Annotated in this window: 25 protein-coding genes and 1 riboswitch; of the genes, 6 read left to right on the top strand and 19 right to left on the bottom strand. The window is 67.5% G+C overall.

Features of this window, described 5'->3' with window-relative positions; translation table 11 throughout:
• Window positions 1-82 precede the first annotated feature (82 nt).
• Window positions 83-706, bottom strand: coding sequence for a carbonic anhydrase (locus SLQ33_RS16020; RefSeq protein ID WP_319454852.1), 624 nt, complete (start codon window positions 704-706; stop codon window positions 83-85).
• Between SLQ33_RS16020 and SLQ33_RS16015 the strand changes: the two genes are divergently transcribed.
• The gene (locus tag SLQ33_RS16015) at window positions 705-1622 is read left to right on the top strand and encodes an A/G-specific adenine glycosylase (protein WP_319454851.1); all 918 of its coding nucleotides are present in this window, start codon (window positions 705-707) and stop codon (window positions 1620-1622) included. The genes SLQ33_RS16020 and SLQ33_RS16015 overlap by 2 nt on opposite strands.
• A 16-nt stretch (window positions 1623-1638) precedes the next feature.
• Window positions 1639-2991: an adenylate/guanylate cyclase domain-containing protein gene (locus SLQ33_RS16010; protein ID WP_319455158.1), complete on the top strand. Its 1353-nt coding sequence runs from the start codon at window positions 1639-1641 to the stop codon at window positions 2989-2991.
• Here SLQ33_RS16010 and SLQ33_RS16005 read toward each other — a convergent pair.
• Complete coding sequence (locus SLQ33_RS16005) at window positions 2981-3952, bottom strand: GlxA family transcriptional regulator (RefSeq protein WP_319454850.1); 972 nt, start codon at window positions 3950-3952, stop codon at window positions 2981-2983. The genes SLQ33_RS16010 and SLQ33_RS16005 overlap by 11 nt on opposite strands.
• Before the next feature lie 71 nt (window positions 3953-4023).
• On the opposite strand from SLQ33_RS16005, the gene SLQ33_RS16000 reads away from it, so the two are divergent.
• Window positions 4024-4245 carry a hypothetical protein gene (locus tag SLQ33_RS16000; protein ID WP_319454849.1) on the top strand — a complete coding sequence of 74 codons (222 nt, stop codon included), beginning with the start codon at window positions 4024-4026 and terminating at the stop codon, window positions 4243-4245.
• Here the strand turns inward: SLQ33_RS16000 and SLQ33_RS15995 are convergent.
• A complete protein-coding gene (locus tag SLQ33_RS15995; RefSeq protein WP_319454848.1) occupies window positions 4219-4989 on the bottom strand; it encodes an alpha/beta hydrolase in 771 nt (256 codons plus the stop codon). The genes SLQ33_RS16000 and SLQ33_RS15995 overlap by 27 nt on opposite strands.
• Window positions 4990-5044: 55 nt before the next feature.
• Here SLQ33_RS15995 and mhuD point away from each other — a divergent pair, with 55 nt between their 5' ends.
• Window positions 5045-5359, top strand: a complete 315-nt coding sequence (gene mhuD, locus SLQ33_RS15990) for a mycobilin-forming heme oxygenase MhuD (protein WP_319454847.1) — start codon at window positions 5045-5047, stop codon at window positions 5357-5359.
• Window positions 5337-6701 (top strand): serine hydrolase, encoded by a 1365-nt coding sequence (locus SLQ33_RS15985; protein WP_319454846.1) that lies wholly within the window; start codon window positions 5337-5339, stop codon window positions 6699-6701. Before mhuD ends, SLQ33_RS15985 begins: the two co-directional genes overlap by 23 nt.
• A gap of 9 nt (window positions 6702-6710) precedes the next feature.
• On the opposite strand, the gene SLQ33_RS15980 is transcribed toward SLQ33_RS15985, so the two are convergent.
• The 6 genes from SLQ33_RS15980 to lysS form a co-directional block, all read right to left on the bottom strand.
• Window positions 6711-7262 carry a histidine phosphatase family protein gene (locus tag SLQ33_RS15980; protein WP_319454845.1) on the bottom strand — a complete coding sequence of 184 codons (552 nt, stop codon included), beginning with the start codon at window positions 7260-7262 and terminating at the stop codon, window positions 6711-6713.
• Entirely contained in the window at window positions 7259-8071 is an 813-nt protein-coding gene (locus tag SLQ33_RS15975) for a CbtA family protein (RefSeq protein ID WP_319454844.1), read from the bottom strand. The genes SLQ33_RS15980 and SLQ33_RS15975 overlap by 4 nt, the downstream gene beginning before the upstream one ends.
• Window positions 8072-8092: 21 nt before the next feature.
• Complete coding sequence (locus SLQ33_RS15970; protein ID WP_319455157.1) at window positions 8093-8269, bottom strand: CbtB domain-containing protein; 177 nt, start codon at window positions 8267-8269, stop codon at window positions 8093-8095.
• A riboswitch (cobalamin riboswitch) is annotated at window positions 8261-8442 on the bottom strand. (Overlaps the previous gene by 9 nt.)
• 72 nt (window positions 8443-8514) lie before the next feature.
• The gene (clpC1, locus tag SLQ33_RS15965; protein ID WP_319454843.1) at window positions 8515-11067 is read right to left on the bottom strand and encodes an ATP-dependent protease ATP-binding subunit ClpC; all 2553 of its coding nucleotides are present in this window, start codon (window positions 11065-11067) and stop codon (window positions 8515-8517) included.
• Between the two features lie 265 nt (window positions 11068-11332).
• On the bottom strand, window positions 11333-11674 hold the full coding sequence (lsr2, locus tag SLQ33_RS15960; RefSeq protein WP_319455156.1) for a histone-like nucleoid-structuring protein Lsr2: 342 nt from the start codon (window positions 11672-11674) through the stop codon (window positions 11333-11335).
• A 114-nt stretch (window positions 11675-11788) separates the two neighbouring features.
• Entirely contained in the window at window positions 11789-13312 is a 1524-nt protein-coding gene (gene lysS / locus SLQ33_RS15955) for a lysine--tRNA ligase (protein ID WP_319455155.1), read from the bottom strand.
• 118 nt (window positions 13313-13430) lie between these two features.
• On the opposite strand from lysS, the gene SLQ33_RS15950 reads away from it, so the two are divergent.
• The gene (locus tag SLQ33_RS15950; RefSeq protein WP_319454842.1) at window positions 13431-13889 is read left to right on the top strand and encodes a DUF4189 domain-containing protein; all 459 of its coding nucleotides are present in this window, start codon (window positions 13431-13433) and stop codon (window positions 13887-13889) included.
• Between the two features lie 14 nt (window positions 13890-13903).
• Here the strand turns inward: SLQ33_RS15950 and SLQ33_RS15945 are convergent, their stop codons facing one another.
• The 10 genes from SLQ33_RS15945 to folE form a co-directional block, all read right to left on the bottom strand.
• Window positions 13904-14719 carry a type III pantothenate kinase gene (locus tag SLQ33_RS15945; protein ID WP_319454841.1) on the bottom strand — a complete coding sequence of 272 codons (816 nt, stop codon included), beginning with the start codon at window positions 14717-14719 and terminating at the stop codon, window positions 13904-13906.
• A 4-nt stretch (window positions 14720-14723) separates the two neighbouring features.
• Window positions 14724-15131 (bottom strand): aspartate 1-decarboxylase, encoded by a 408-nt coding sequence (gene panD, locus SLQ33_RS15940; protein WP_319454840.1) that lies wholly within the window; start codon window positions 15129-15131, stop codon window positions 14724-14726.
• A complete protein-coding gene (gene panC, locus SLQ33_RS15935) occupies window positions 15131-16075 on the bottom strand; it encodes a pantoate--beta-alanine ligase (protein WP_319454839.1) in 945 nt (314 codons plus the stop codon). The genes panD and panC overlap by 1 nt, the downstream gene beginning before the upstream one ends.
• Window positions 16072-17007 carry a Rossmann-like and DUF2520 domain-containing protein gene (locus SLQ33_RS15930; protein ID WP_319454838.1) on the bottom strand — a complete coding sequence of 312 codons (936 nt, stop codon included), beginning with the start codon at window positions 17005-17007 and terminating at the stop codon, window positions 16072-16074. Before SLQ33_RS15930 ends, panC begins: the two co-directional genes overlap by 4 nt.
• Window positions 17008-17088: 81 nt before the next feature.
• Window positions 17089-18480 carry a DUF6779 domain-containing protein gene (locus tag SLQ33_RS15925; protein ID WP_319454837.1) on the bottom strand — a complete coding sequence of 464 codons (1392 nt, stop codon included), beginning with the start codon at window positions 18478-18480 and terminating at the stop codon, window positions 17089-17091.
• Between the two features lie 76 nt (window positions 18481-18556).
• On the bottom strand, window positions 18557-19036 hold the full coding sequence (locus SLQ33_RS15920) for a DUF3180 domain-containing protein (RefSeq protein ID WP_319454836.1): 480 nt from the start codon (window positions 19034-19036) through the stop codon (window positions 18557-18559).
• Window positions 19036-19551: a 2-amino-4-hydroxy-6-hydroxymethyldihydropteridine diphosphokinase gene (gene folK / locus SLQ33_RS15915; protein WP_319454835.1), complete on the bottom strand. Its 516-nt coding sequence runs from the start codon at window positions 19549-19551 to the stop codon at window positions 19036-19038. Before folK ends, SLQ33_RS15920 begins: the two co-directional genes overlap by 1 nt.
• Window positions 19548-19916 carry a dihydroneopterin aldolase gene (folB, locus tag SLQ33_RS15910; protein WP_319454834.1) on the bottom strand — a complete coding sequence of 123 codons (369 nt, stop codon included), beginning with the start codon at window positions 19914-19916 and terminating at the stop codon, window positions 19548-19550. Before folB ends, folK begins: the two co-directional genes overlap by 4 nt.
• On the bottom strand, window positions 19909-20742 hold the full coding sequence (folP, locus tag SLQ33_RS15905; RefSeq protein WP_319455154.1) for a dihydropteroate synthase: 834 nt from the start codon (window positions 20740-20742) through the stop codon (window positions 19909-19911). The genes folB and folP overlap by 8 nt, the downstream gene beginning before the upstream one ends.
• A 14-nt stretch (window positions 20743-20756) precedes the next feature.
• Entirely contained in the window at window positions 20757-21362 is a 606-nt protein-coding gene (folE, locus tag SLQ33_RS15900) for a GTP cyclohydrolase I FolE (RefSeq protein ID WP_319454833.1), read from the bottom strand.
• Between the last annotated feature and the right edge of the window lie 5 nt (window positions 21363-21367).

The raw sequence follows: 21367 nt of genomic DNA, 5'->3' as shown, positions 1-21367 counted from the left end.
AATCTCCACGGTAAGGCCAGGTCACCGCTAGTCGTCCGACCCAGCCCGGCGTGTCGCCACTCGAACATGTCCGAACGGTCGGCTAGGTGCCCTCGCCGATGTCGCCCAGGTGGTCGCGGAGCGCCACCCGCCCTTCGGCCAGATGGTAGGTGGCCCCGACGATCGCCAGTTTGCCGGTAATGATCCGCTCAGCGATCGCAGCGGAGCGGATCCTCAACTGCTTGACCGTCTCGTTGACGTGCTGGGTCTCGAACTCGTCGACACGGCTCAACCCCGCGTGACGTCCGAGCAGGATCGACGGGGTGATGCGTTCGACGATGTCACGGACATAGCCACCGGGCACGTCGCCATCGTCGAGGGCCGCCAACGTCGCCTTCACAGCGCCGCAACTGTCGTGGCCGAGCACCACGACCAGCGGCACGTCGAGCACGGTGACGGCGTACTCGATGGAACCCAAAACGGCCGAGTCGGCGACGTGGCCCGCGGTGCGCACCACGAACATGTCGCCAAGGCCCTGATCGAAGATGATCTCGGCGGCCACCCGGCTGTCGGCGCAGCCGAACACCACCGCAGTGGGCTTCTGCCCGTGAGTCAGCCTGGCTCGGTCGTCGATCCCCTGGCTGGGATGCGCTGGCTGGCCGGCGACGAATCGCTCGTTACCCTCCTTCAGTGCTTTCCATGCGGTTACTGGGCTGGTCCGAGGCATGGCGCTCATTGTGCCCGAACGGCGTCAGATGATCGATTCGAGCGAACTGCTCACCTGGTACGGCCGCGAGCAACGCGACCTGCCCTGGCGGCGGCCGGGTGTCACGCCCTGGCAGGTCCTGGTCAGCGAGTTCATGCTTCAACAGACGCCGGTGGCGCGGGTCGAGCCCATCTGGCTGGCCTGGATCGCCCGGTGGCCGACGCCCTCGGCCACCGCCGCGGCCAGCGCGGCCGACGTGCTGCGCGCGTGGGGCAAGCTCGGCTACCCGCGGCGGGCCAAGCGGTTGCACGAGTGCGCGACGGTGATCGCGACCGAGCACGGGGACCGGGTGCCCGACGACGTCGACGTGTTGTTGACGCTGCCAGGCATCGGTGCGTACACGGCGCGGGCCGTCGCGTGCTTCGCCTACGGCAAGCGCGTCCCCGTGGTCGACACCAACGTGCGGCGGGTGGTCGCAAGGGTCGTGCACGGACGGGCGGACTCGCCCGCGAGCGTGCGCGACCTCGCCGACGTGTCCGCGCTACTGCCCAATGACGCTGACGCACCGCGGTTTTCGGTGGCGCTGATGGAGCTCGGCGCGACAGTGTGCACGGCCCGGTCGCCGCGATGTGGGCTGTGTCCGCTGAGCACGTGCGCGTGGCGAGCCGCCGGATTCCCGCCCGCGACGACGCCAGCGCGTCGGCCGCAGCGCTACGCGGGCACCGACCGTCAGGTGCGCGGGCGCCTGCTGGACGTGCTGCGCGCGGGCGACGGCCCCGTCACGCGCGCACAGCTCGACGTGGCGTGGACGAGTGACACCGCGCAACGGGATCGCGCGCTCGACTCGCTACTGGTCGACGGTCTCGTCGAGCAGACCCAGGATGGCCGGTTTGCGCTCGCGGGTGAAGCGTCGTCACGACCGGGCGAACTCAACTAGCCTTCTGTCCGTGGCTGTGTCGCGGGCACCCCGAACTCGCTACGCGTCGCGTGGTGACCTGGACATCGCCTACCAGGTACTCGGCGACGGCCCAAGCGATCTGATCGTGATGCCTGGTCCATTCATCCCGATCGATTCGATCGACGACGAACCGTCCATGTACCGCTTCTTCCGGCGGCTGGCCTCGTTCAGCCGGGTGATCCGACTCGACCACCGCGGCATGGGCATGTCTTCGCAAATCGGATCCGCGGACACGATCACCCCGTCCTGCTGGGCAGAGGACGTAGTCACTGTCATGGATGCGGTCGGATGCGAACGTGCCACGATCTTCGTATCCGGCGTCACGTCGGTCAGTGCGCTGCTACTGGCCGCCGATCATCCCGAGCGGGTGGCCGGCCTGGTGATCGTGAATGGCACTGCCCGCCCGATGTGGGCGCCGGACTACGACCACGGCTCGCGCTCCAGCCCAGACACCTTCACGACCCAGGCGATCGACCCGGATGCCGTCGAGCAGGGTTTCGACGTGCTCCAGTTGGTGGCGCCGTCGGTCGCCGCCGATCCCGCGTTCCGCACCTGGTGGGACATCGCGGGCAACCGCGCCGCATCACCGAGCATGGCCCGCAAGTCGAATCAGGCCCTGACCGACGCCGATGCGCGCGCCAAGCTGCCTCTGATCACCGCGCCGACGCTGATCCTGCATCGCGCCGACTCCCCGTTCATACTGGCCAGCCACGGCCGCTACCTCGGCCAGCACATCGCGGACTCCCGCTATGTCGAATTGCCAGGCGCGGACTCGTTGTACTGGGTGGGCGACAGCGCCGCGATCCTCGACGAGGTCGAGGAGTTCATCACCGGCGCGCGGGCCGGCTCGGTCATCGAGCGCGTGCTCACCACGATCGTGTTCACCGACATCGTCGGTTCGACCTCACGGGCGGCCACCATGGGCGACGACCGCTGGCGGGACCTGCTCGACAGCCACGACAAGACTGTCCGGCACCAACTCGAACGCTTCCGCGGCCACGAAGTCAACACGGCCGGTGACGGTTTCGTCGCGACGTTCTCCAGTCCCAGTGGCGCCATCGATTGCGCGGAATCGATCGTCGCCGCGGTCCGCGAGCTCGGTATCGAGGTGCGGGTCGGCATTCACGCCGGCGAGGTCGAGGTGCGGGGCGACGACATCGCGGGCATGGCCGTGCACATCGGCGCTCGCGTCGCCGGGTACGCCGGAGCGAGCGAGATCCTCGTCTCGTCGACGGTGAGCGAGATCGTCACCGGCTCCCGTCACACGTTCGACGAACGCGGCGAGTACGAACTGAAGGGCGTACCTGGCAGCTGGCGGCTGTACCGCCTTGCTCGCGCTATGCGGTAGCGGCAACGCTTGATTCGCCGCACGAGAACCGGCGGCGGTAGTCCGACGGAGTCACGCCGATGACCCGACGGAAGTGGTGACGCAGCAGCGTCGCGGTACCGAAGCCGGAGCTGTCGGCCACGCGATCGATGTCGAGGTCGGTCTCCTCGAGCAGCCGGCGGGCGTACAGCACGCGCTGGTCCGTGACCCACTGCATGGGCGTCCGACCGGTCTCCTCGACGAACCGTCGCGCGAACGTCCGCGCCGACATGCTCGCCCGCTTGGCCAGTGTGGCGACGGTGTGCGGGTGCTCGAGGTTGGTCAGTATCCAGTCCAGGTGTGGCGCAAAGCCTTCCGAGCAGCGCACCGGGATCGGCTGATCGATGTACTGACGCTGTCCACCATCGCGTTGCGGCGGGACGACCATGCGGCGGGCGATCTTGTTGGTGACCTCGCTGCCCAGTTCGCGCCGTACCAGGTGCAGGCATGCGTCGATGCCCGCGGCGGTGCCCGCACTGGTGATCAGGTTGCCGTCGTCGACGAACAGCACGTTGCGGTCGACGCGTGCCGTCGGATAGAGCCGGGCGAGCTCGTCGGCGTGCATCCAGTGCGTCGTGCACGGCCGCCCGTCGAGCAGGCCGGCGGCGCCCGCGACGAACGCGCCAGAGCACACGGTCAGGATGATCGCGCCCGCGTCGGCCGCGGCCCGCACGGCGTCGAGTGCCTCCGGTAGGTACTCCGAGCCGCCGATGGCCGGGATGGCCACCAGGTCCGCGCCGACGAGCGCGCTGAAGTCGTGGTCGGGCGTCAGGGAGGCGCCGACGGAGGTGCGCAGCGGCCGCCCGGCTTCGGGTCCACAGACCTTGAAGTCGAAGTTGGGCACGCCGTCTGCGGAGCGGTCGATACCGAACACCTCGCAGAGCACGCCGAACTCGAAGACCGCGAGGCCGTCGAGCGCCAGCGCCGAGACTGATTCAATCATGGCAGTATCTTATCGTAGGGAGTCAGTTCTGCCACTGTTGGCGGAATATGATTGGCCGAATAATTGCTGCCATGAACGTGATACTGACCTTCCTCATCCTCGCGGCCCCCTTCGCCATCGCTGCGGCGCTCAGTTGGGCGTCGCACCGCTCGAACCCGATGCGGTCGTATTTGGCCGGTGTGGCCGACGACCCTGACTGGTATCGCATCCAGCACGACGCAGACGCCGCAAGGACTCGTTTCGAGCAGGCCCCGGCCTGGCCGGTGTCAGGCGTGATGGGCGAACGACGTTAAAAACGTCTCGACAGCGCCGCGGTATTCCTGTGGCGCGTCGTCGTGCACCAGATGGCCGGCACCGGGCACCCGCACGTAGGTAGCCCGGTGACCGGTCTCGTGCATCTGCGCCATCTGCCCCGCGGGCGCCACTGAATTGCCCGCCTCGATCAACAGCGCCGGCGCACTCACGTCGCGCCACTGCCGCCAGTAGTCCCGCGTGCCCCACTCGGCCGCGATCTCGATCCAGCGCTCGGGGCGCCCGTGCAACCGCCACCCCGTCGCCGTCCGATCGAACGCCTCGGAGAAGTAGCGCCCGGCGACGTCCCCGAACTCCGCGAAAATCTCTTCCACAGAACCGAATTCGACGGGCAGCGCGTGCAGCCACGGCTCCCATGGCCCGGTGGTGCGGCCGCGGAAGTCGGGCGCCATGTCCTCCACCACCAGAGCCGCGACGAGTTCGGGCCGCACCGCCGCAAGACACCAGGCGTGCAGGCCCCCCATCGAATGCCCCACCAGGGTGGCCGGCGTGCCCAACGTCGTCACCGCGTCGCCGAGGTCAGCGACGAACCGCTCGGTGGCGATGGGCTGGTCGTCGGCGACGTCGCGGCCACGGTGCCACGGTGCGTCGTAGGTGTAAACGCTGCCATGCCCGGTCAGCCACGGAAGTTGACGCGACCACGTGCTGCCGCGGCCCATGAGGCCGTGCACCAGGACGATGGGCGGGCCGTCGCCGCCGCGCGCCGTCAGCAGTTGGGTGCCCATGCCGCAATCTTGCCGCCTCGGCTGGCAGAGAAGACGGCACGGTAACCTGAACCGCATGGCCGTGGTGAAGATCAATGCGATCGAGGTTCCGTCCGACGCAGGCCCCGAGTTGGAGAAGCGCTTCGCTCACCGGGCTCACGCCGTCGACAATCAGCCCGGATTCCTGGGCTTTCAGCTCCTCCGTCCGGTCAAGGGCGAGAACCGCTACTTCGTAGTGACGCAGTGGGAGTCCGAGGAGGCCTTCCAGGCCTGGGCCAGCGGGCCGGCGATCGAGGCGCACAAGGGGCAGCAGACCAACCCGGTCGCAACCGGTGCGTCGCTGCTCGAATTCGAGGTCGTGTTGGACGTTGCAGGGTCCAGCGCCCAGTAGTAGCGCAAGCCGGGCGCGACGCCGGGCAGCGGGGGTCGCAGCCGTCGTCTCGTTAGTCGTCGCCCTTGCTTGCAGCTGTTCCCCCACCGGTCCGCCGCCTGCTGAGGCCGCCTACGGCGTCCACATCGACACCAACACCCCGCAGGGACTGCGCGCCAAGCAGACCGTCGACATGATCAACTCCGACTGGCCCATCGGCACGGCCAACGTTGGGACGCTGGCCAGCCCCGAACTCGTCGACGCGGTCGCCGGCGCCATGGACCGGCTGTGGTGGGACCGCCCCGTCACGGTGACGGGCATCGACGTCGGCGCGGGTGCGGCCACGCTGCACGTGCTGAACTCCTACTCGGTCGCCCAGGACATCGTGTTGCGTACCAACGACGCCGGGCTGGTCGACCGTTTCGCGGTCAATCTGACGAAGCCGCGCGTGGCCCGGTGGCAGGACGTCGACGCGGAGTTGACCAAGTCGGGCGCGCGCTACTCGTATGCGGCTTCGAAGGTGAACGACGGCAAGTGCACCACCGTCGCGGGAAGCAACATCGACGAATCGCTGCCACTGGCGTCGATCTTCAAGCTCTACGTGTTGCTTGCCGTCGCCGACGCCGTGAACGCGGGCACGCTGAGTTGGACCGACCGGCTGACGATCACCAAGGAAGCCAAGGCCGTCGGCTCTGCCGGTTTCGACGAACTTCAGCCCGGCGCAAGGGTATCCGTGCGGGAAGCCGCACAGCAGATGATCTCGGCGAGCGACAACATGGCCACCGATCTGCTGATCGACCGGCTGGGCCCCGGCGCCGTCGAGCGCGCGTTGGCGGCGGCCCGGCATCACGACCCGGCCGCCATGACGCCCTTCCCCACCGCGCACGAGTTGTTCTCGGTCGGCTGGGGCAAGCCGGATGTGCGCGAACAATGGAAGCAGGCGTCCCCGCAGGTACGCGCCCAACTGCTCGAACAGACGAATTCGCGTCCCTACGAACCAGATCCGGAGCGCACCCACACCCCGGCCTCGCCATATGAGGCCGAGTGGTACGGGAGCGCCGCCGACATCTGCCGCGTGCACGCCGCGCTACAGGCCGCCGCGACGGGTCCCGCCGCACCGGTGCGGGACATCCTCTCCGCGATCCCCGGCATCGAACTCGACAAGTCGAAGTGGCCCTACATCGCCGCCAAGGGCGGAAACCTGCCGGGCGACTTGACCTTTAGTTGGTACGCCGAGGACCGCACCGGCCAGCCGTGGGTCGTCAGCTTCCAATTGAACTGGCCCGCCTATCGCAGCCAGACCGCCGCGTCGTGGCTACTCTCGATCGCGACGCAGTCCTTCGGCCTGCTACCCGCGCGCTGATGGCGCGCGTCATCCCGTGGAGCGCAGCGTCCACGCGTGCCCGCGCAGATGCATCACCGTCCGGCTCGCCGGACTCACGTCGATGCGCCAGAACGACTTCGGCGGCGCGTCGAGCGCGACCAGAACGGACGCCCGGATCACGGCCGGGTGCGTGACGGCGACGATCCGGCCGCGCCGCGTCCCGAGCGAGTCCATCCAGCGCCGGACCCGGACGATCAAACCGACGACGGACTCGCCACCGTGCGGAGCGGCTGCGGGGTCGGTCAACCAGATCGCCAGCTCGGCGGGTGGCACTCCACCAAGCACGTTGCCGCGCCACGTGGCGCAGTCGAGGTCGGCCAGCGCGTCGTCGACCTCGGCGCGCACCCCGAGCAGTTCCGCGGTCTGACGGGTTCGCTTCTCGGGTCCGCACACCGCGGCATCGATCGGTCCTAGCTCGACCGTGGCGTCGAGCTGTCGCTGCCCCAGCGCGTTGAGCGGCTCGTCGATGGGAAATCGTCCGGCTGCGATCGCGTCGGTCATGCCATGTGACACGAAAGTCAGCCGGACGACGTCACTCACGTGGTGAGACTCGCCCCAACGGCGTCACGCCGCTTCCCGCCCAGCAGACGCGAGACCAGTGCTGCGAACACCAATCCGATTGTCGCCCAAATGATCAGCTGTGTCGCGAAGGTGTACAACCGGAATTCGTACATGTCGACCGCCGAGAACCCCGGGAACACGATCACCCCTGCATCGCTGACGATGGGCCCGGGGGTTTCGTCGATCGTGGGCAGGATCAGCATCACGACGAACACGGCAACCAGATACGCCGCGCCGCCGACCAGGGTCGCATTCCAGGCGCCCAGCTTCGGGGCCAGCTGGCGGCCGAGGTACACCGCGGCGACCATGAACAGTGCCGAGAGCCCAACCATCAGTAGGTAGAGCAGAGTCCGCTGCGTGATGGTCTCGTCGAGACTGGTCGCAGGCGGATTCGGCGGATACTTCAGCGCTGGCACGATCCACAGTGAGATCAGCATGCCGCCAGCAACCAGCACGGACACCACCCGCGCCGACACGTTGCCCACGCGTCCGTAGGCGACCGCGAAGACGACGGCGAACAGCGCGCCCATGGCGACGCTGAACAGCAGCACCCCGAAGCCCATGCCGACGGTGGATTGGATTCCGCGGGTGAACAATTCGCCACCCTCCTCGCCGTGGCTGTGGCCACCCGCGGCGACGTCCATCGCTTCGTGCGCGGCAGATGTGCCGTCCTCGAAGTCGATCGCCCGGCCGATTACCGGCTCGAGGAAGATCTTCGCGAAGACGAAGGCGAACAGCCCTGCAAGGGCGCCGGCCAGAATGCCGCGCCCGATGATCTGCTTTTCCATTGTCTCGTCAGCTCCAGGCGCTCAGTGGCAGGGGAAGCCGAGGAGATGGCGGGCGTCATGTACGAACTCGTGGATGTACATGTTGTCGCCGAACACCGACGTCGCGCCCTGATCGACACCGACGAAGTAGAGCAGCACTAGCGCGAGGAACGCCGTCAACGACAGCCAAAGCGCGGCCTTGCTCGCGGAGAAGTCCAGCGCGCGTACAGCGCCCTTCTGAGCCTCTGAAGAAGTCATGTCGATCGTCCTTTCGGGATTTCGCGTCCCGTAGTGGGTGACGGACGTCGGGTCTGACTTTCACAGTGGCGCGACCGCTCTGGACTTGCACCAGATTCCTCTGTCCGTCGAGTACAGCAGCATCCTAAACCTTCGGGCAGCCAATCAGGTGCGGCCAACGCAAAGGGCCCCCGACAGAAGTCGGGAGCCCTTGCGTGTGGTGAGCGTTACTCGGCGGCGGTAGCCGTAGCTGCGCCACCCGCACCGGCGCCGGCCAGGTCGGGCTCGGCGTCGACGACTGGCCTGCGAGCCCCGACGAACGTGAAGACCGCGTCCTCGATGTTTCCGCTCTCGCCGTCCCAGTTGTCGACGTCGACCGTGACGAGCTGACCCGGTCCGACCTCGTCGAACAGGATCTTCTCGCTCAACTGGTCTTCGATCTCGCGCTGGATGGTGCGCCGCAACGGGCGAGCACCCAGCACCGGGTCGAAGCCGCGCTTGGCCAGCAAGGCCTTCGCCTTGTCGGTCAGCTCCATGGTCATGTCCTTGGCCTTGAGCTGCTTCTCGACCCGGCCGATCATCAGATCGACCATCAGGATGATCTCTTCCCTTGTCAGCTGGTGGAAGACGATGATGTCGTCGATACGGTTGAGGAACTCGGGGCGGAAGTGCTTCTTCAGCTCGTCGTTGACCTTCTGCTTCATCCGCTCGTAGTTGTTCTCGCCGCCGCCCTGGGTGAAGCCGAGGCCCACCGCCTTGCTGATGTCGGACGTGCCAAGGTTCGACGTGAAGATCAGCACGGTGTTCTTGAAGTCGACCGTGCGGCCCTGACCGTCGGTGAGCCGACCATCCTCGAGGACCTGCAGGAGGCTGTTGTAGATCTCCTGGTGGGCCTTCTCGATTTCGTCGAACAGCACGACGCTGAACGGCTTGCGGCGCACCTTCTCAGTGAGCTGGCCGCCCTCCTCGTAGCCGACGTAGCCCGGAGGGGCACCGAACAGCCGCGACGCGGTGAAGCGGTCGTGGAACTCGCCCATGTCGATCTGGATGAGCGCGTCGTCGTCGCCGAACAGGAACTCGGCAAGCGCCTTGGACAACTCGGTCTTACCGACACCGGACGGGCCGGCGAAGATGAACGAGCCCGACGGACGCTTCGGATCCTTCAGTCCGGCGCGGGTACGCCGGATGGCCTTGGACACCGCCTTGACGGCGTCCTCCTGGCCGATGATCCGCTTGTGCAGCTCGTCCTCCATGCGCAGCAGGCGCGTGGTCTCGGCTTCGGTCAGCTTGAATACGGGGATGCCGGTCCAGTTGCCGAGCACCTCGGCGATCTGCTCGTCGTCCACCTCGGCGACGACATCGAGATCACCTGAGCGCCACTGCTTCTCACGCTCGGCGCGCTGAGCGACGAGGGTCTTCTCGCGATCGCGCAGGCTGGCTGCCTTCTCGAAGTCCTGCGCGTCGATCGCGGACTCCTTCTCCCGGCGCGCGTCGGCGATCTTCTCGTCGAACTCGCGCAGGTCTGGCGGAGCGGTCATCCGGCGGATGCGCATCCGGGCGCCTGCCTCGTCGATGAGGTCGATGGCCTTGTCCGGAAGGAACCGGTCGTTGATGTAGCGGTCGGCCAGCGTGGCCGCTGCGGCGATCGCACCGTCGGTGATCGAGACGCGGTGGTGCGCCTCGTACCGGTCGCGCAGACCCTTGAGGATCTCGATGGTGTGCTCGACCGTCGGCTCACCCACCTGCACCGGCTGGAACCGGCGCTCCAGGGCGGCGTCCTTCTCGATGTACTTGCGGTACTCGTCGAGGGTGGTGGCGCCGATCGTTTGAAGTTCACCACGAGCGAGCTTCGGTTTCAGGATCGACGCAGCGTCGATCGCGCCCTCGGCTGCTCCCGCGCCGACGAGCGTGTGCAGCTCGTCGATGAACAGGATGATGTCGCCGCGGGTGTTGATCTCCTTGAGCACCTTCTTCAGGCGCTCCTCGAAGTCACCGCGGTAGCGGCTGCCTGCCACCAACGAACCAAGGTCGAGGGTGTAGAGCTGCTTGTCCTTCAGTGTCTCCGGGACGTCGCCGTGCACGATGGCCTGCGCCAGGCCCTCGACGACGGCGGTCTTGCCGACGCCGGGCTCGCCGATCAGCACCGGGTTGTTCTTGGTGCGGCGGCTCAACACCTGCATGACCCGCTCGATTTCCTTCTCGCGGCCGATGACGGGGTCGAGCTTGCCCTCCATGGCGGCGGCGGTCAGGTTGCGGCCGAACTGGTCGAGCACCAGCGAAGTGGACGGGTTGCCCGCCTCGCCGCCGCGGCCGCCGGTGCCGGCTTCCGCGGTTTCCTTGCCCTGGTAGCCACTCAGCAGCTGGATGACCTGCTGACGCACCCGGGTGAGTTCGGCGCCCAGCTTGACGAGCACCTGGGCGGCGACGCCCTCACCCTCGCGGATCAGCCCGAGCAGGATGTGCTCGGTACCGATGTAGTTGTGGCCGAGCTGCAGCGCCTCGCGCAGGCTCAACTCGAGGACCTTCTTGGCGCGTGGGGTGAAGGGGATGTGGCCCGACGGTGCCTGCTGGCCCTGGCCGATGATCTCCTCGACCTGGCTACGGACGCCCTCGAGGGAGATGCCCAGCGATTCCAGCGACTTCGCAGCGACGCCTTCGCCCTCGTGAATGAGTCCAAGGAGGATGTGCTCGGTGCCGATGTAGTTGTGGTTCAGCATCCGGGCCTCTTCTTGGGCCAGGACGACGACGCGCCGTGCGCGGTCGGTAAATCGTTCGAACATCGGTGGTTACCTGCTCTCCATCAAATAGCGCAGCTCGTTGCGCGGCACACCGCGCTCTGCACCTGCCGTCCACTGTAGTGGGCGGTGGCCCGGGCCGCCCCGCCTGTCGTCGTCTTTTGACGACCACGGCAGGGTCCAATCCGCGCTGCAGACGAGCAACGCAGAACTCAGGCCATTCGTTTCCCCAATACCCACGTCGTGATTGCGCCGTGGGCGAACGATTCACGATCACGACCGCAAAGGGTCGCGACCTGGCAACGTGCCTCTACGTTGCCGCGTGGAACGCGTCGATGACGTCGGCCGGAATGCGGCCGCGGGTCGACACATTGTGACCGTTGCGGCGCGCCCATTCACGAATGGCAGCGCTCTGTTCACGATCGATCGACGCACGCCCCCGACCCGATCCCGCCGAACGCCCCCTGCGACGACCGCCGACACGACGGCCCGCTTCGACCCAATGCTTCAGGTCGTTGCGCAACTTCGCGGCATTCTTCGACGAAAGGTCGATCTCATAGCTCACGCCGTCAAGGGAGAATTCGACAGTCTCGTCGGCAGCACCCTCACCGTCGAAATCATCGACCAAGGTAACGGTTACCTTCTTTGCCATTTGACCACACTGACCCTTCTCGCCTGAGCACGTTGTCGGTACTACCCGAACTCCGACCACAATGCTGACATATGAACGCAAATCATTCAACAAGTATGATAACCGAAGAACCGTTCAAACTTGCCTGCGGACAATCGGGAACAAAATCGTCTCCCGAATAGACAGCCCCGTCAGGGCCATCAACAACCTGTCGATACCCATTCCGGTGCCCGTCGTCGGCGGCATCGCATACTCCAATGCAGCCAGGAAATCTTCGTCGAGACGCATTGCCTCGTCGTCACCGGCCGCCGCTGCCCTGGCCTGATCCTCGAATCGTTCCCGCTGTACGACGGGGTCGATGAGTTCGGAATACCCGGTGGCTAGCTCAAAGCGGCGAATGTAGAGATCCCACTTCTCGGTGACGCCTGGAAGGCTGCGGTGACCACGTACCAACGGCGTGGTCTCGACGGGGAAGTCGCGCACGAATGTCGGTGCCCACAAGGTCTCTCCGACGGTGTGTTCCCACAGTTCCTCGACCAGCTTGCCGTGGCCATAACCACGGTCTCGCGGGATCTCGACCCCGAGGCTGGCTGCGATCGCGAGTAGTCGGTCGACGCCGGTTTCGGGCGTGATCTCTTCACCGAGCGCTTCCGACAACGACGGATACATTTGTATCGTCGCCCATTCTCCGTCGAGATCGTATGTGGTGCCATCCGGCAGCGGCAGGCTTCGCGTGCCAATCGCCTCGTCCGCGACCTCTTGAATAAGCTCACGCGTCACGACTGCGGAATCGTCGTAGGTTCCGTACGCCTGATATGTCTCGAGCATCGCAAATTCTGGTGAATGCGTTGAATCCGCGCCTTCGTTTCGAAAGTTGCGATTCAACTCGAACACCTTCTCGAAACCGCCTACCAAGCAACGCTTTAGGAACAACTCTGGCGCGATGCGCAGATACAGGTCGGCATCGAGCGCATTGGAGTGCGTCACGAATGGGCGGGCCGCGGCACCACCTGCAATGGTCTGCAGCATCGGGGTTTCCACCTCCAGAAAGCCCCGCCGTTCCAGCGCGGAACGCACCGCCCGCACGACCGCGATCCGCTGCCTGGCGATGGTGCGCGCCTCGGGCCGGACGATCAGATCGACGTAGCGTTGCCGAACGCGCGACTCCTCGCTCATCTCCTTGTGCGCCACGGGAAGCGGTCGCAACGCCTTGGAGACGATTTGCCAGGAATCGGCAAGCACAGATAACTCACCGCGCCGAGAACTGATCACCTCGCCGTGCACGAAGACGATGTCCCCGAGGTCGACGTCGGCCTTCCACGCATCGAGCGATTCCTGGCCGACGCCATTCAAACTGACCATCGCCTGCAGCTGGGTGCCGTCACCGTCCTGCAGGGTGGCAAAGCACAACTTGCCCGAGTTACGGGCGAACACCACCCTCGCGGCCACCCCGACCACCTGACCGGTCTCGGTGTCGGCGGCGAGGTCGGGGTAGGCCGCTCGCAGTTCGGCGAGCGTGTGAGTGCGAGCCACCTCGACCGGGTACGGGTCGCGCCCCTCGGCGAGCAGTCGCTCCCGCTTGGCCTGGCGGATCCGGAACTGCTCTGGCAGGTCGTCCTGATCGCTGGGGCCGGCCTCGGGGGTATCTGCAGAGCTCACGACGTGCCAGCTTAATGAACCCGGGACCACCCGAAGAAACCGTCCGCTCGCGACCACCGGATCACTCCTATCGATGACCGAGGCTCACCCGGAGCGCGGAACCGACGAAGGAGTGACCATGAAGATCAACCGCACCCGCAACACTGTCGTCGCAGCGCTCACCGCAGGCGCTGCACTGGCCGGCGCGTTTGGCGTGGCCGCACCGGCGAACGCAGCACCCGACATGTACATCGCGCTGTCCTACTCATTCCAGAGCGACGTCTCGGGAATTGCCGTCAGGCCCGACTCGGAGAAGGCCAGGATCGACTCGCTCGCGATCTGCCAGGACGGTGGCGGCAATCACTGTGTAACTTTCGCCATCGAGAAGAACACGTGCGCCGCCATGGCCATCGAGGGTGAGCAGGAGTGGAACACCGCGACGGGCGCGAGCCGCAAGGACGCCGAGGACCAGGCGCTGGCGCAGAATCCGGGCAGCCACGTCGTGGTCTCGGGTTGCACGTCGGGCAGTCCGCGCAAGCCGTTGGATCGCGTGCCGCTGGAGCCGTTCACCGTTCCGCTGGAACCGTTCACGAACTAGTGAACTCGGCGGCGCTAGCGGGCCGACTTCAGCTTGCCGCGTTGGTTGTCGAGGTTGCGTTCGAACACCAGGCGCAGCCCGTCGAGCGTGAGGTACTTGTCGTAGTGCTCGACGCTGTGCAGATCGGGCAATACCAGCGGCGCGGTGTGCCCCGTCGCCACCACCGCGACGTCGTCGCCCGCGAACCCGTCGACGTCCTCCCGAATCCGGTTGACCAATCCGTCCACCAGCCCAGCGAAGCCGAACACCGCGCCGGCCTGCATGCACTCGACCGTGTTCTTGCCGACGACCGAGCGCGGTCGCGTCAGTTCCACGCGGCGCAGCGCGGCCGAGCGGGCCGCTGCCGCGTCCGACGACACCTGGACGCCGGGAGCGATTGCGCCACCGAGGAATTCCCCTTTTGCCGAGACCACGTCCACACAGATGGACGAACCGAAGTCGACGACGATGCATGCGGACTTGAACTGCTGATAGGCCGAGAGGCAGTTGACGATGCGATCGGCACCGACCTCCTTCGGGTTGTCCACCAGCAGCGGAATCCCGGTCCGCACACCGGGTTCGATCAACACGTGCGGCACCGATGGCCAGTACTGCTCGAGCATCAGGCGGATCTCGTGCAGCACCGACGGCACCGTCGAAAGGCCAGTGGCACCGGTGAGGCGCTCGGCGTCGTCACCGATCAGCCCATCGATGATGAGCGCCAACTCGTCCGCGGTGACCTCGGCCTCGGTGCGGATTCGCCAGTTTTGCGTCACCTTGGCGTGGTCACCGGAGCCCGACACCAGCCCGACGACGGTGTGGGTGTTGCGTACGTCGATCGCGAGCAGCACGGGATTACCGCGGGGAGATCAGGTCGGAGACGTCGGCCGGCACGTACGCAGGATCGTGGCCCAAGTCGAGCTGGCGGTTCTGCGCGTCGACGAAGACCACCCGCGGCGCGTACTCACGGGCCTCGGCATCCTCCATCGTGCCGTAGGCGATCAGGATGACAAGGTCGCCCGGGTGCACCAGATGTGCTGCGGCCCCGTTGATCCCGATGACGCCCGAGCCGCGTGCGCCGGTGATCGCGTACGTCACCAGCCGGTTGCCGTTGTCGATGTCGACGATGGTCACCTGTTCGCCTTCGAGGAGGTCGGCGGCGTCCATCAGGTCGGCGTCGATGGTCACCGAGCCGACGTAGTGCAGGTCGGCGTGTGTCACCGTCGCACGGTGAATCTTCGACTTCAGCATCGTGCGTAACATCAATTCCTCCAAGGTAGTTCGTGATTCGCGGCCGAATCGACGCGCGGATGCCCGTCGATGCCGGCGGACGCGCCGATGTCGATGGCGATGTTGTCCAGGAGTCGGGTTCGCCCCAACCGGGCCGCGACCAGCAGCCGGCCCGCCCCTTCTGCGGGTGCGGGTCCAAGCCACGTGTCCCGCACCTCCACGTAGTCGACGTCGATCGCAGGCACCTCGTCGAGCACCGCACGCGCCGCGTCGAGCGCCTCCGAGGTGCCGCGCGCCGCGGCGTACATTCCGGCGAGCAGCGCAGCTGAAAGCGCACCAGCCTGTTCGCGTTCCACCTCGTCGAGGTAGCGATTGCGCGATGACAGTGCCAGCCCGTCGGGTTCGCGCACGATGGGAACGGCGACGATCTGGGTGTCCACGTTGAGGTCCGCCACCATCTGGTTGACGAGCACCAGTTGCTGGTAGTCCTTCTCGCCGAAGAACGCCCGATCCGGTCGGACGATCTGCAGCAGCTTCAGCACCACCGTGAGCATTCCAGCGAAATGGGTTGGCCGCGAATGGCCTTCGAGTTCGGCACCCAGCGCGCCGGGCAGTACCGTCGTCCGCGGCCCGTCGGGATACATGCCGGCGGCGGTAGGCGTGAAGGCCACCTCGACGCCTTCGGCGCGCAGCACGGCAAGATCGTCGTCAAGTGGGCGCGGGTACGCATCGAGGTCCTCGCCGGCTCCAAACTGCAAGGGGTTGACGAAGATCGAAACGACGACCACCGCACCCGGCACCCGCTTGGCCGCCCTCACCAGGGCCAGGTGACCCTCGTGCAACGCCCCCATCGTCGGCACCAGCAGCACCCGACGACCCGTCGTCCGCAGCGCCCGGGACACGTCCGACATGTCCCGCGGCTTGGAATAGACGTTGAGTTCGGTCGGCTCGAACTTCGGCGGTTTGCGCTCGCTCACGGACGTCCCCCTCGGTCGGACGGGCTGGCCAGCACCGCGAATACGTCGTCGGGGGCATGGGCCCGTTGCGCCGTGCGCAGTGAGTTCGCGCGATACGCCTCGGCCAGCTCGGCATCGACCTGTCCTAGCGCGTCCAGGTGACGGGCGACGGCGGTCGCGTCGCCGCGCGCGACGGGACCGGTGAGCGCACCCTGCCCGCGTTGCAGCGCATTCTCCAACGACGCGCGGGCCAGCGGGGCGATGACCCGCTCGGCGAGGCCGCCCGGCGCATCGTCGACCAGTTCCTGTCCCAACAGCTCCTGGCCCGCCAGCGCGGCACGCAACGCCTCGACGGCATCGAGCAGGACGGTGATCACGTGGTTGCCCGCATGCGCCAACGCGGCGTGATAAAGCGATCGCGCGTCCTCCCGCACGCCGAAGGGCTCGCCGCCGATCTCGAGCACCAACGATTGGGCGACCGCGTATCCAATCTCGTCGGCCGCGGTGATGCCGAAGCACGCATCGCGCAGCCGGGCGATGTCCTCGTCGGACCCGGTGAAGGTCATCGCGGGGTGGACGGCCAGCGGTATGCAGCCGAGCTCGGTGAGCGGTGCGAGCACCGAGATGCCATTGGCCCCCGACGTATGCACGACTATCGTGCCCGGACGAACCGCACCCGTGGTGGCCAGACCGGACACCAGCCCCGCGAGTTCTGCGTCCGGAACGGCCAGCAGCAACAACTCGGCGCGCGCCGCGACGTCGGGGACGGGCAGCACCGGGGTGTCGGGGAGCCTGCGCTGGGCCCGTTGCCGGGATGCGTGCGAGATGGCACTGCACGCCACGACGACGTGCTCGGCCCGTTCCAGCGCGACACCTAGTGCAGTACCCACCCGACCTGCGGAGATGACTCCAATGCCGAGCCTGGCCGGACGCAGTCCGTTGGGGGTCCCCATGGAGACGACCTCGCTGACGTCATGAGTTTCATTCGTTCCAGTCCCGCATCGCGGGTACCGGTCGGGCGCCATGAGACTAGCTCAATCCTCGCGGCGTCGGCGACGCCCGCCTCCCGTGGAACCGACCTGCAAACGTGCGAGAAGTTCGGATAGCGGCTGGCCGCCGGCGTGCTGGCCGGAGCTCGGCTCCTGCTCGGGCTCGTCGGCCCCACGGTGCCGTGCCCGCGGCGGTTCTGGGTCCGGGGGTGGCGGCGGCGGCGGCGGCGGCGTGGGCGGCTGAGGTGGGGTGGCCAGGGTGGGCGTTGGTCGGCCAGGGTCCTCCGCGTCGGCGGCCCAGTGCCTGGCCCGGCGACGTGCTTCACTGCCGTTGGCATCGGAGGTCGAGTGGCGGCTGCGCGGCGGTTCGGCGGGCGGCGGGACCATCGCGGGCGACGCGGGTGATACGGGCTCCGGTTCGGCGGGCGGAGGGGCCGGCGTCGATCCGTTGTCGAGCGACGGCGCCGTCCAGTTGCTACCCGGCTCCCCCGCCGGGATGAACTGTCCCTCGGCGGGAGCAGGCTGCCAGTCGGGTACCGCGGGAGCCGGCCTGGCAGGCGGCTCGGGCGACTGCCACGCCGGTGCGGGCGTCGGCGCGGGCGGGGGTGGCGGGGTCGACGCAGCCGCCGGGGGCGGTGCCGGAGCAGGAGCAGGCACCGGAGTCGGTGCGGGCGTCGGCTCGGGCGGCAGCCACGGCAGCCGAACCTCCGGCTTCGGCGGCACGGGATCGCGTGGCCGCGGAGTTGGCGGGGGCGGCGGCTCGGCCGGACGCCACCCCGTCGCGATCGGCTCGCGCTCCGACGGCCTACGGTGCGCGCCACCAAACTCGGGCGCCACCGACCAACCGTGCTCCGGTGGTTGCGGCTCCTCGGGCACGTCGATGATCGGGCTCTCGTCGGTGTTGGGCTCGGGGTCCTCGGCGTCCTCCTCATCGATCCGGCTGCTGATCACCCTGCCGAAGGTGTGCACCGCGGTGCGCTCGGTCTCCAGCGCGGGCCGATGCTGTAGATCGGTGTCGAAGAGGATCTCGAGGTTGGCCCGAAGCGCCGCCAACTCGGCCCGCAAGCTGGCGACCTCGTCGGAGGCCTGGTTCCGCAACTCCGACGTCAGTTCGCGCCGCAACTGGGACTCGACGGACAACTCGTACTCGCGGCGGGCGGAGATCTCCCGGTCGAGCTGTAGGTCGTAGACGAGTTTGAGGTCGCGTGCCCGCGCCTGGTCGACGTCGGCCTGCCGCCGGTAGATGAACGAGATGAACGCCGCAACAACCGCGGCCCACAACGCGATGATGACCGCAAGCTTGAGCAATTCCACCTTGTTGGTGAACACCAGGGCAGAGCTCGCGATGATCGCGAGCACCAGCAACGCCGTCAGCAAGAGCCATCCCGGCCTGCGGTTACTGCGCCTCTGGCGCACTCCGCGGGTCGGTTCGGTCATGGGCTGACTGTACCCGTCACAGGTCACCGAGCGTGTCGACCGGTTCGGCGATTCGGCAGGTCAGGTATGGCATCAGCTACTCCGGGACGCCGTCGGCGCTGTCCGGCGGCTCCTCCGGCGACTTGCAGCAATGCTGAAGCCACAGCGCCGCGACTACCAATGCCAGCGCACTGATCGCGGCCACGACCGCACCCGGGGTGTCCTCGCCCGCGACGCGATACGTGCCGCGGCGCGGAAGCAGGAATGCGAGCACACCGACCCACCACCCGAGCGCCACCGCACCCACCCAGGCCGATGCCTTGGCGACCACGACCGAGCGCGCCACCGCCAGCGGATGCAACCGACCGGCGCCGACTCCGATCTCACCTTCGCTGATCTTCGACCGGACGAAGAATGCCCAGCCGGCCTCCGCTGCGGCGACCACCAACAGCGACAGCCCAGTCCACATCGTGATCGGCGGGAACGAGGCGAAGTACAGGCCGTACGCCAGGGCATAGCTGACGACCGCCACCACGACGATCGCGGCGACGAGATCCCTCTTGCGCGTCGGCCCCATCAGGTCGCCAACACCAGATCGGTGAGCCGGACGCCGTCGCGCTCCCCGGGATCGAGGTCGGCGAGCAGCGCCGTGATCGGACGGGGATCGCCGCCGACCATCAGGGTCGCGGCGGGATCCACCGCCAACCACGGAATCAGCACGAACGCCCGCTCGTGCGCATGCGGGTGCGGCACCGTCAGCTCGTCGTCGCGGCTCATCTCGTCAGCGGCGCCGTTGCGACAGGAGATCACGTCGACGTCGAGTGTCCTTGGCCCCCAATGTTCTTCGCGCACTCGCTCAGCAGCGCGCTCGAACTCTTGGCCGCGATGCAGCCAGCCGCGCGCGTCCAGTTCGGGATCCTGCGCCACCAGCACGGCGTTGAGGAACGGACTCTGGTCGACACCACCCCACGGGTCCGTCTCGTACACGGGCGATACCGCAAGCACCGCCGGGCCGAGTCCGTCGATCACCGATTGAAGGTGAGCCAGCCGGTCCCCCATGTTGGACCCGATCGATAGCACCACCGTCGTCATTTGCCGCGCCTGGACCGACGAGCCACCACCGCGACGTCGTTGAACGTCAAGGGAATTGGCGCGTTGGGCTTGTGCAGCACCACCTCAACGGCATGCACGCGCTCGTCCGTCATCACGCTCTCGGCGAGCTCGGCGGCCACCGTCTCGATGAGGTTGCGCGGCGGTCCCGCGACGACGTCGGCTGCCCGTTGCGCCAGCGCGCCATAGTCCAGCGTGTCGGCGAGGTCGTCGCTGGCCGCGGCGGCGGCGAGGTCCATCCACACCGTCACGTCGACGACGAAGTCCTGACCATCCCAGCGTTCGTGGTCGAAGACCCCGTGGTGGCCGCGAACGGTCAAGCCGCGTAGTTCGATTCGATCAGCCACCCGATAACTCCCACGCCTCGACCACCTTCAGCGCGTCCACCGACGCGCGGACGTCGTGCACCCGCACCCCCCATGCGCCGCCCAGCGCGGCGAGGGCCGAGACCACCGCGGTGGCCGTCTCCCGGCCGTCCGGTGGCCGCGGCGCACCATCGGAATCCGCGAGCAGGGCACCGAGGAACCGCTTGCGCGAAGCGCCGACCAACACCGGGATGCCGGTGGCGACCAACTCGGGCAGCGCGTGCAGCAGCGCCCAGTTGTGTGCGGCCGACTTGGCGAACCCGAGCCCCGGGTCGATGACCAGCTTGGCCGGGTCGACCCCCGCCGACACCGCGGCGTCGACGCTGGCCAGAAGTTCGGCGCGCACGTCGGCGACCACGTCGGCGTATGCGGGCACCTCGTGCGGACGGTCCGCGCCGACCGAACGCCAATGCATCAGCACCCACGGCACGCCCGCGTCGGCGACCACGCGCGCCATGTCCGGATCGGCTCGCCCGCCCGACACGTCGTTGACGATCCTGGCGCCGTGCTCCAGCGCCGCGTGCGCGACCTTGGCGTGCATCGTGTCGATGCTCACCAGGAGTCCTTGAGCGGCAAGGGCTTTGACGACGGGTCGGACACGGCCGGTCTCGATGCCCGCGTCGATTCTGACGGCGCCGGGACGGGTCGATTCGCCGCCGACGTCGATGACGTCGGCGCCATCGGCTGCCAGCGCGAGCCCGTGTTCGACGGCGCGGTCGGCGTCGAGGAACAGCCCCCCGTCGGAGAAGGAGTCGTCGGTGACGTTGACGACCCCCATCACCTGCGTGCGCCTCGCGGGAGGGGGCATGGGGCTGGGTTGGTTCACTTGCGCAGGATCAGATCCAGCGCCTCGGACCGCGATGCCTTGTCGGTCTTGAACTGTCCGCGCACCGCCGACGTGGTCGTGACGGCACCGGGCTTGCGGATGCCGCGCATCGCCATGCAGAGGTGTTCGGCCTCGATGACGACGATGACGCCGCGGGGGTCGAGCTTGCGCATCATCGCGTCGGCGATTTGACCGGTCAGCCGCTCCTGCACCTGCGGCCGTTTGGCGTACAGGTCCACCACCCGGGCGAGCTTGGACAGCCCCGTGATCCGGCCGTCCACGCCGGGGATGTAGCCCACGTGCGCGACACCGTGAAACGCCACCAAGTGGTGCTCGCAGGTCGAGTACATCGGGATGTCCTTGACCAGCACCAGTTCGTCGTGCTGCTCATCGAACGTGGTGTTGAGCACGTCGTCTGGATTGGTGTAGAGCCCGGCGAACATCTCCTGGTACGCCCGCGCGACCCGCGACGGAGTGTCGACCAGGCCGTGCCGCTCCGGGTTCTCCCCGATGGCGATCAGCAACTCACGCACCGCAGCTTCGGCCCGAGGTTGGTCGAACGCAGAAGGGGTGAACGTGGCCGAATCAAGCTGCCGCGTCATCTAAT

Origin of the sequence: Mycobacterium sp. RTGN6, from assembly GCF_033804605.1 — a bacterium.
Lineage (GTDB): Bacteria > Actinomycetota > Actinomycetes > Mycobacteriales > Mycobacteriaceae > Mycobacterium.
This window is presented reverse-complemented; position numbering and strand designations above follow the sequence as displayed.

Coding starts and splice junctions, on each gene's coding strand:
- SLQ33_RS16015 (WP_319454851.1), top strand. CDS start 705: ATGGCGCTCATTGTGCCCGAACGGCGTCAGATGATCGATTCGAGCGAA.
- SLQ33_RS16020 (WP_319454852.1), bottom strand. CDS start 706: ATGCCTCGGACCAGCCCAGTAACCGCATGGAAAGCACTGAAGGAGGGT.
- SLQ33_RS16005 (WP_319454850.1), bottom strand. CDS start 3,952: ATGATTGAATCAGTCTCGGCGCTGGCGCTCGACGGCCTCGCGGTCTTC.
- SLQ33_RS16000 (WP_319454849.1), top strand. CDS start 4,024: ATGAACGTGATACTGACCTTCCTCATCCTCGCGGCCCCCTTCGCCATC.
- SLQ33_RS15995 (WP_319454848.1), bottom strand. CDS start 4,989: ATGGGCACCCAACTGCTGACGGCGCGCGGCGGCGACGGCCCGCCCATC.
- mhuD (WP_319454847.1), top strand. CDS start 5,045: ATGGCCGTGGTGAAGATCAATGCGATCGAGGTTCCGTCCGACGCAGGC.
- SLQ33_RS15975 (WP_319454844.1), bottom strand. CDS start 8,071: ATGGAAAAGCAGATCATCGGGCGCGGCATTCTGGCCGGCGCCCTTGCA.
- clpC1 (WP_319454843.1), bottom strand. CDS start 11,067: ATGTTCGAACGATTTACCGACCGCGCACGGCGCGTCGTCGTCCTGGCC.
- lsr2 (WP_319455156.1), bottom strand. CDS start 11,674: ATGGCAAAGAAGGTAACCGTTACCTTGGTCGATGATTTCGACGGTGAG.
- SLQ33_RS15950 (WP_319454842.1), top strand. CDS start 13,431: ATGAAGATCAACCGCACCCGCAACACTGTCGTCGCAGCGCTCACCGCA.
- panD (WP_319454840.1), bottom strand. CDS start 15,131: ATGTTACGCACGATGCTGAAGTCGAAGATTCACCGTGCGACGGTGACA.
- SLQ33_RS15930 (WP_319454838.1), bottom strand. CDS start 17,007: ATGGGGACCCCCAACGGACTGCGTCCGGCCAGGCTCGGCATTGGAGTC.
- SLQ33_RS15925 (WP_319454837.1), bottom strand. CDS start 18,480: ATGACCGAACCGACCCGCGGAGTGCGCCAGAGGCGCAGTAACCGCAGG.
- SLQ33_RS15920 (WP_319454836.1), bottom strand. CDS start 19,036: ATGGGGCCGACGCGCAAGAGGGATCTCGTCGCCGCGATCGTCGTGGTG.
- folK (WP_319454835.1), bottom strand. CDS start 19,551: ATGACGACGGTGGTGCTATCGATCGGGTCCAACATGGGGGACCGGCTG.
- folP (WP_319455154.1), bottom strand. CDS start 20,742: ATGCCCCCTCCCGCGAGGCGCACGCAGGTGATGGGGGTCGTCAACGTC.
- folE (WP_319454833.1), bottom strand. CDS start 21,362: ATGACGCGGCAGCTTGATTCGGCCACGTTCACCCCTTCTGCGTTCGAC.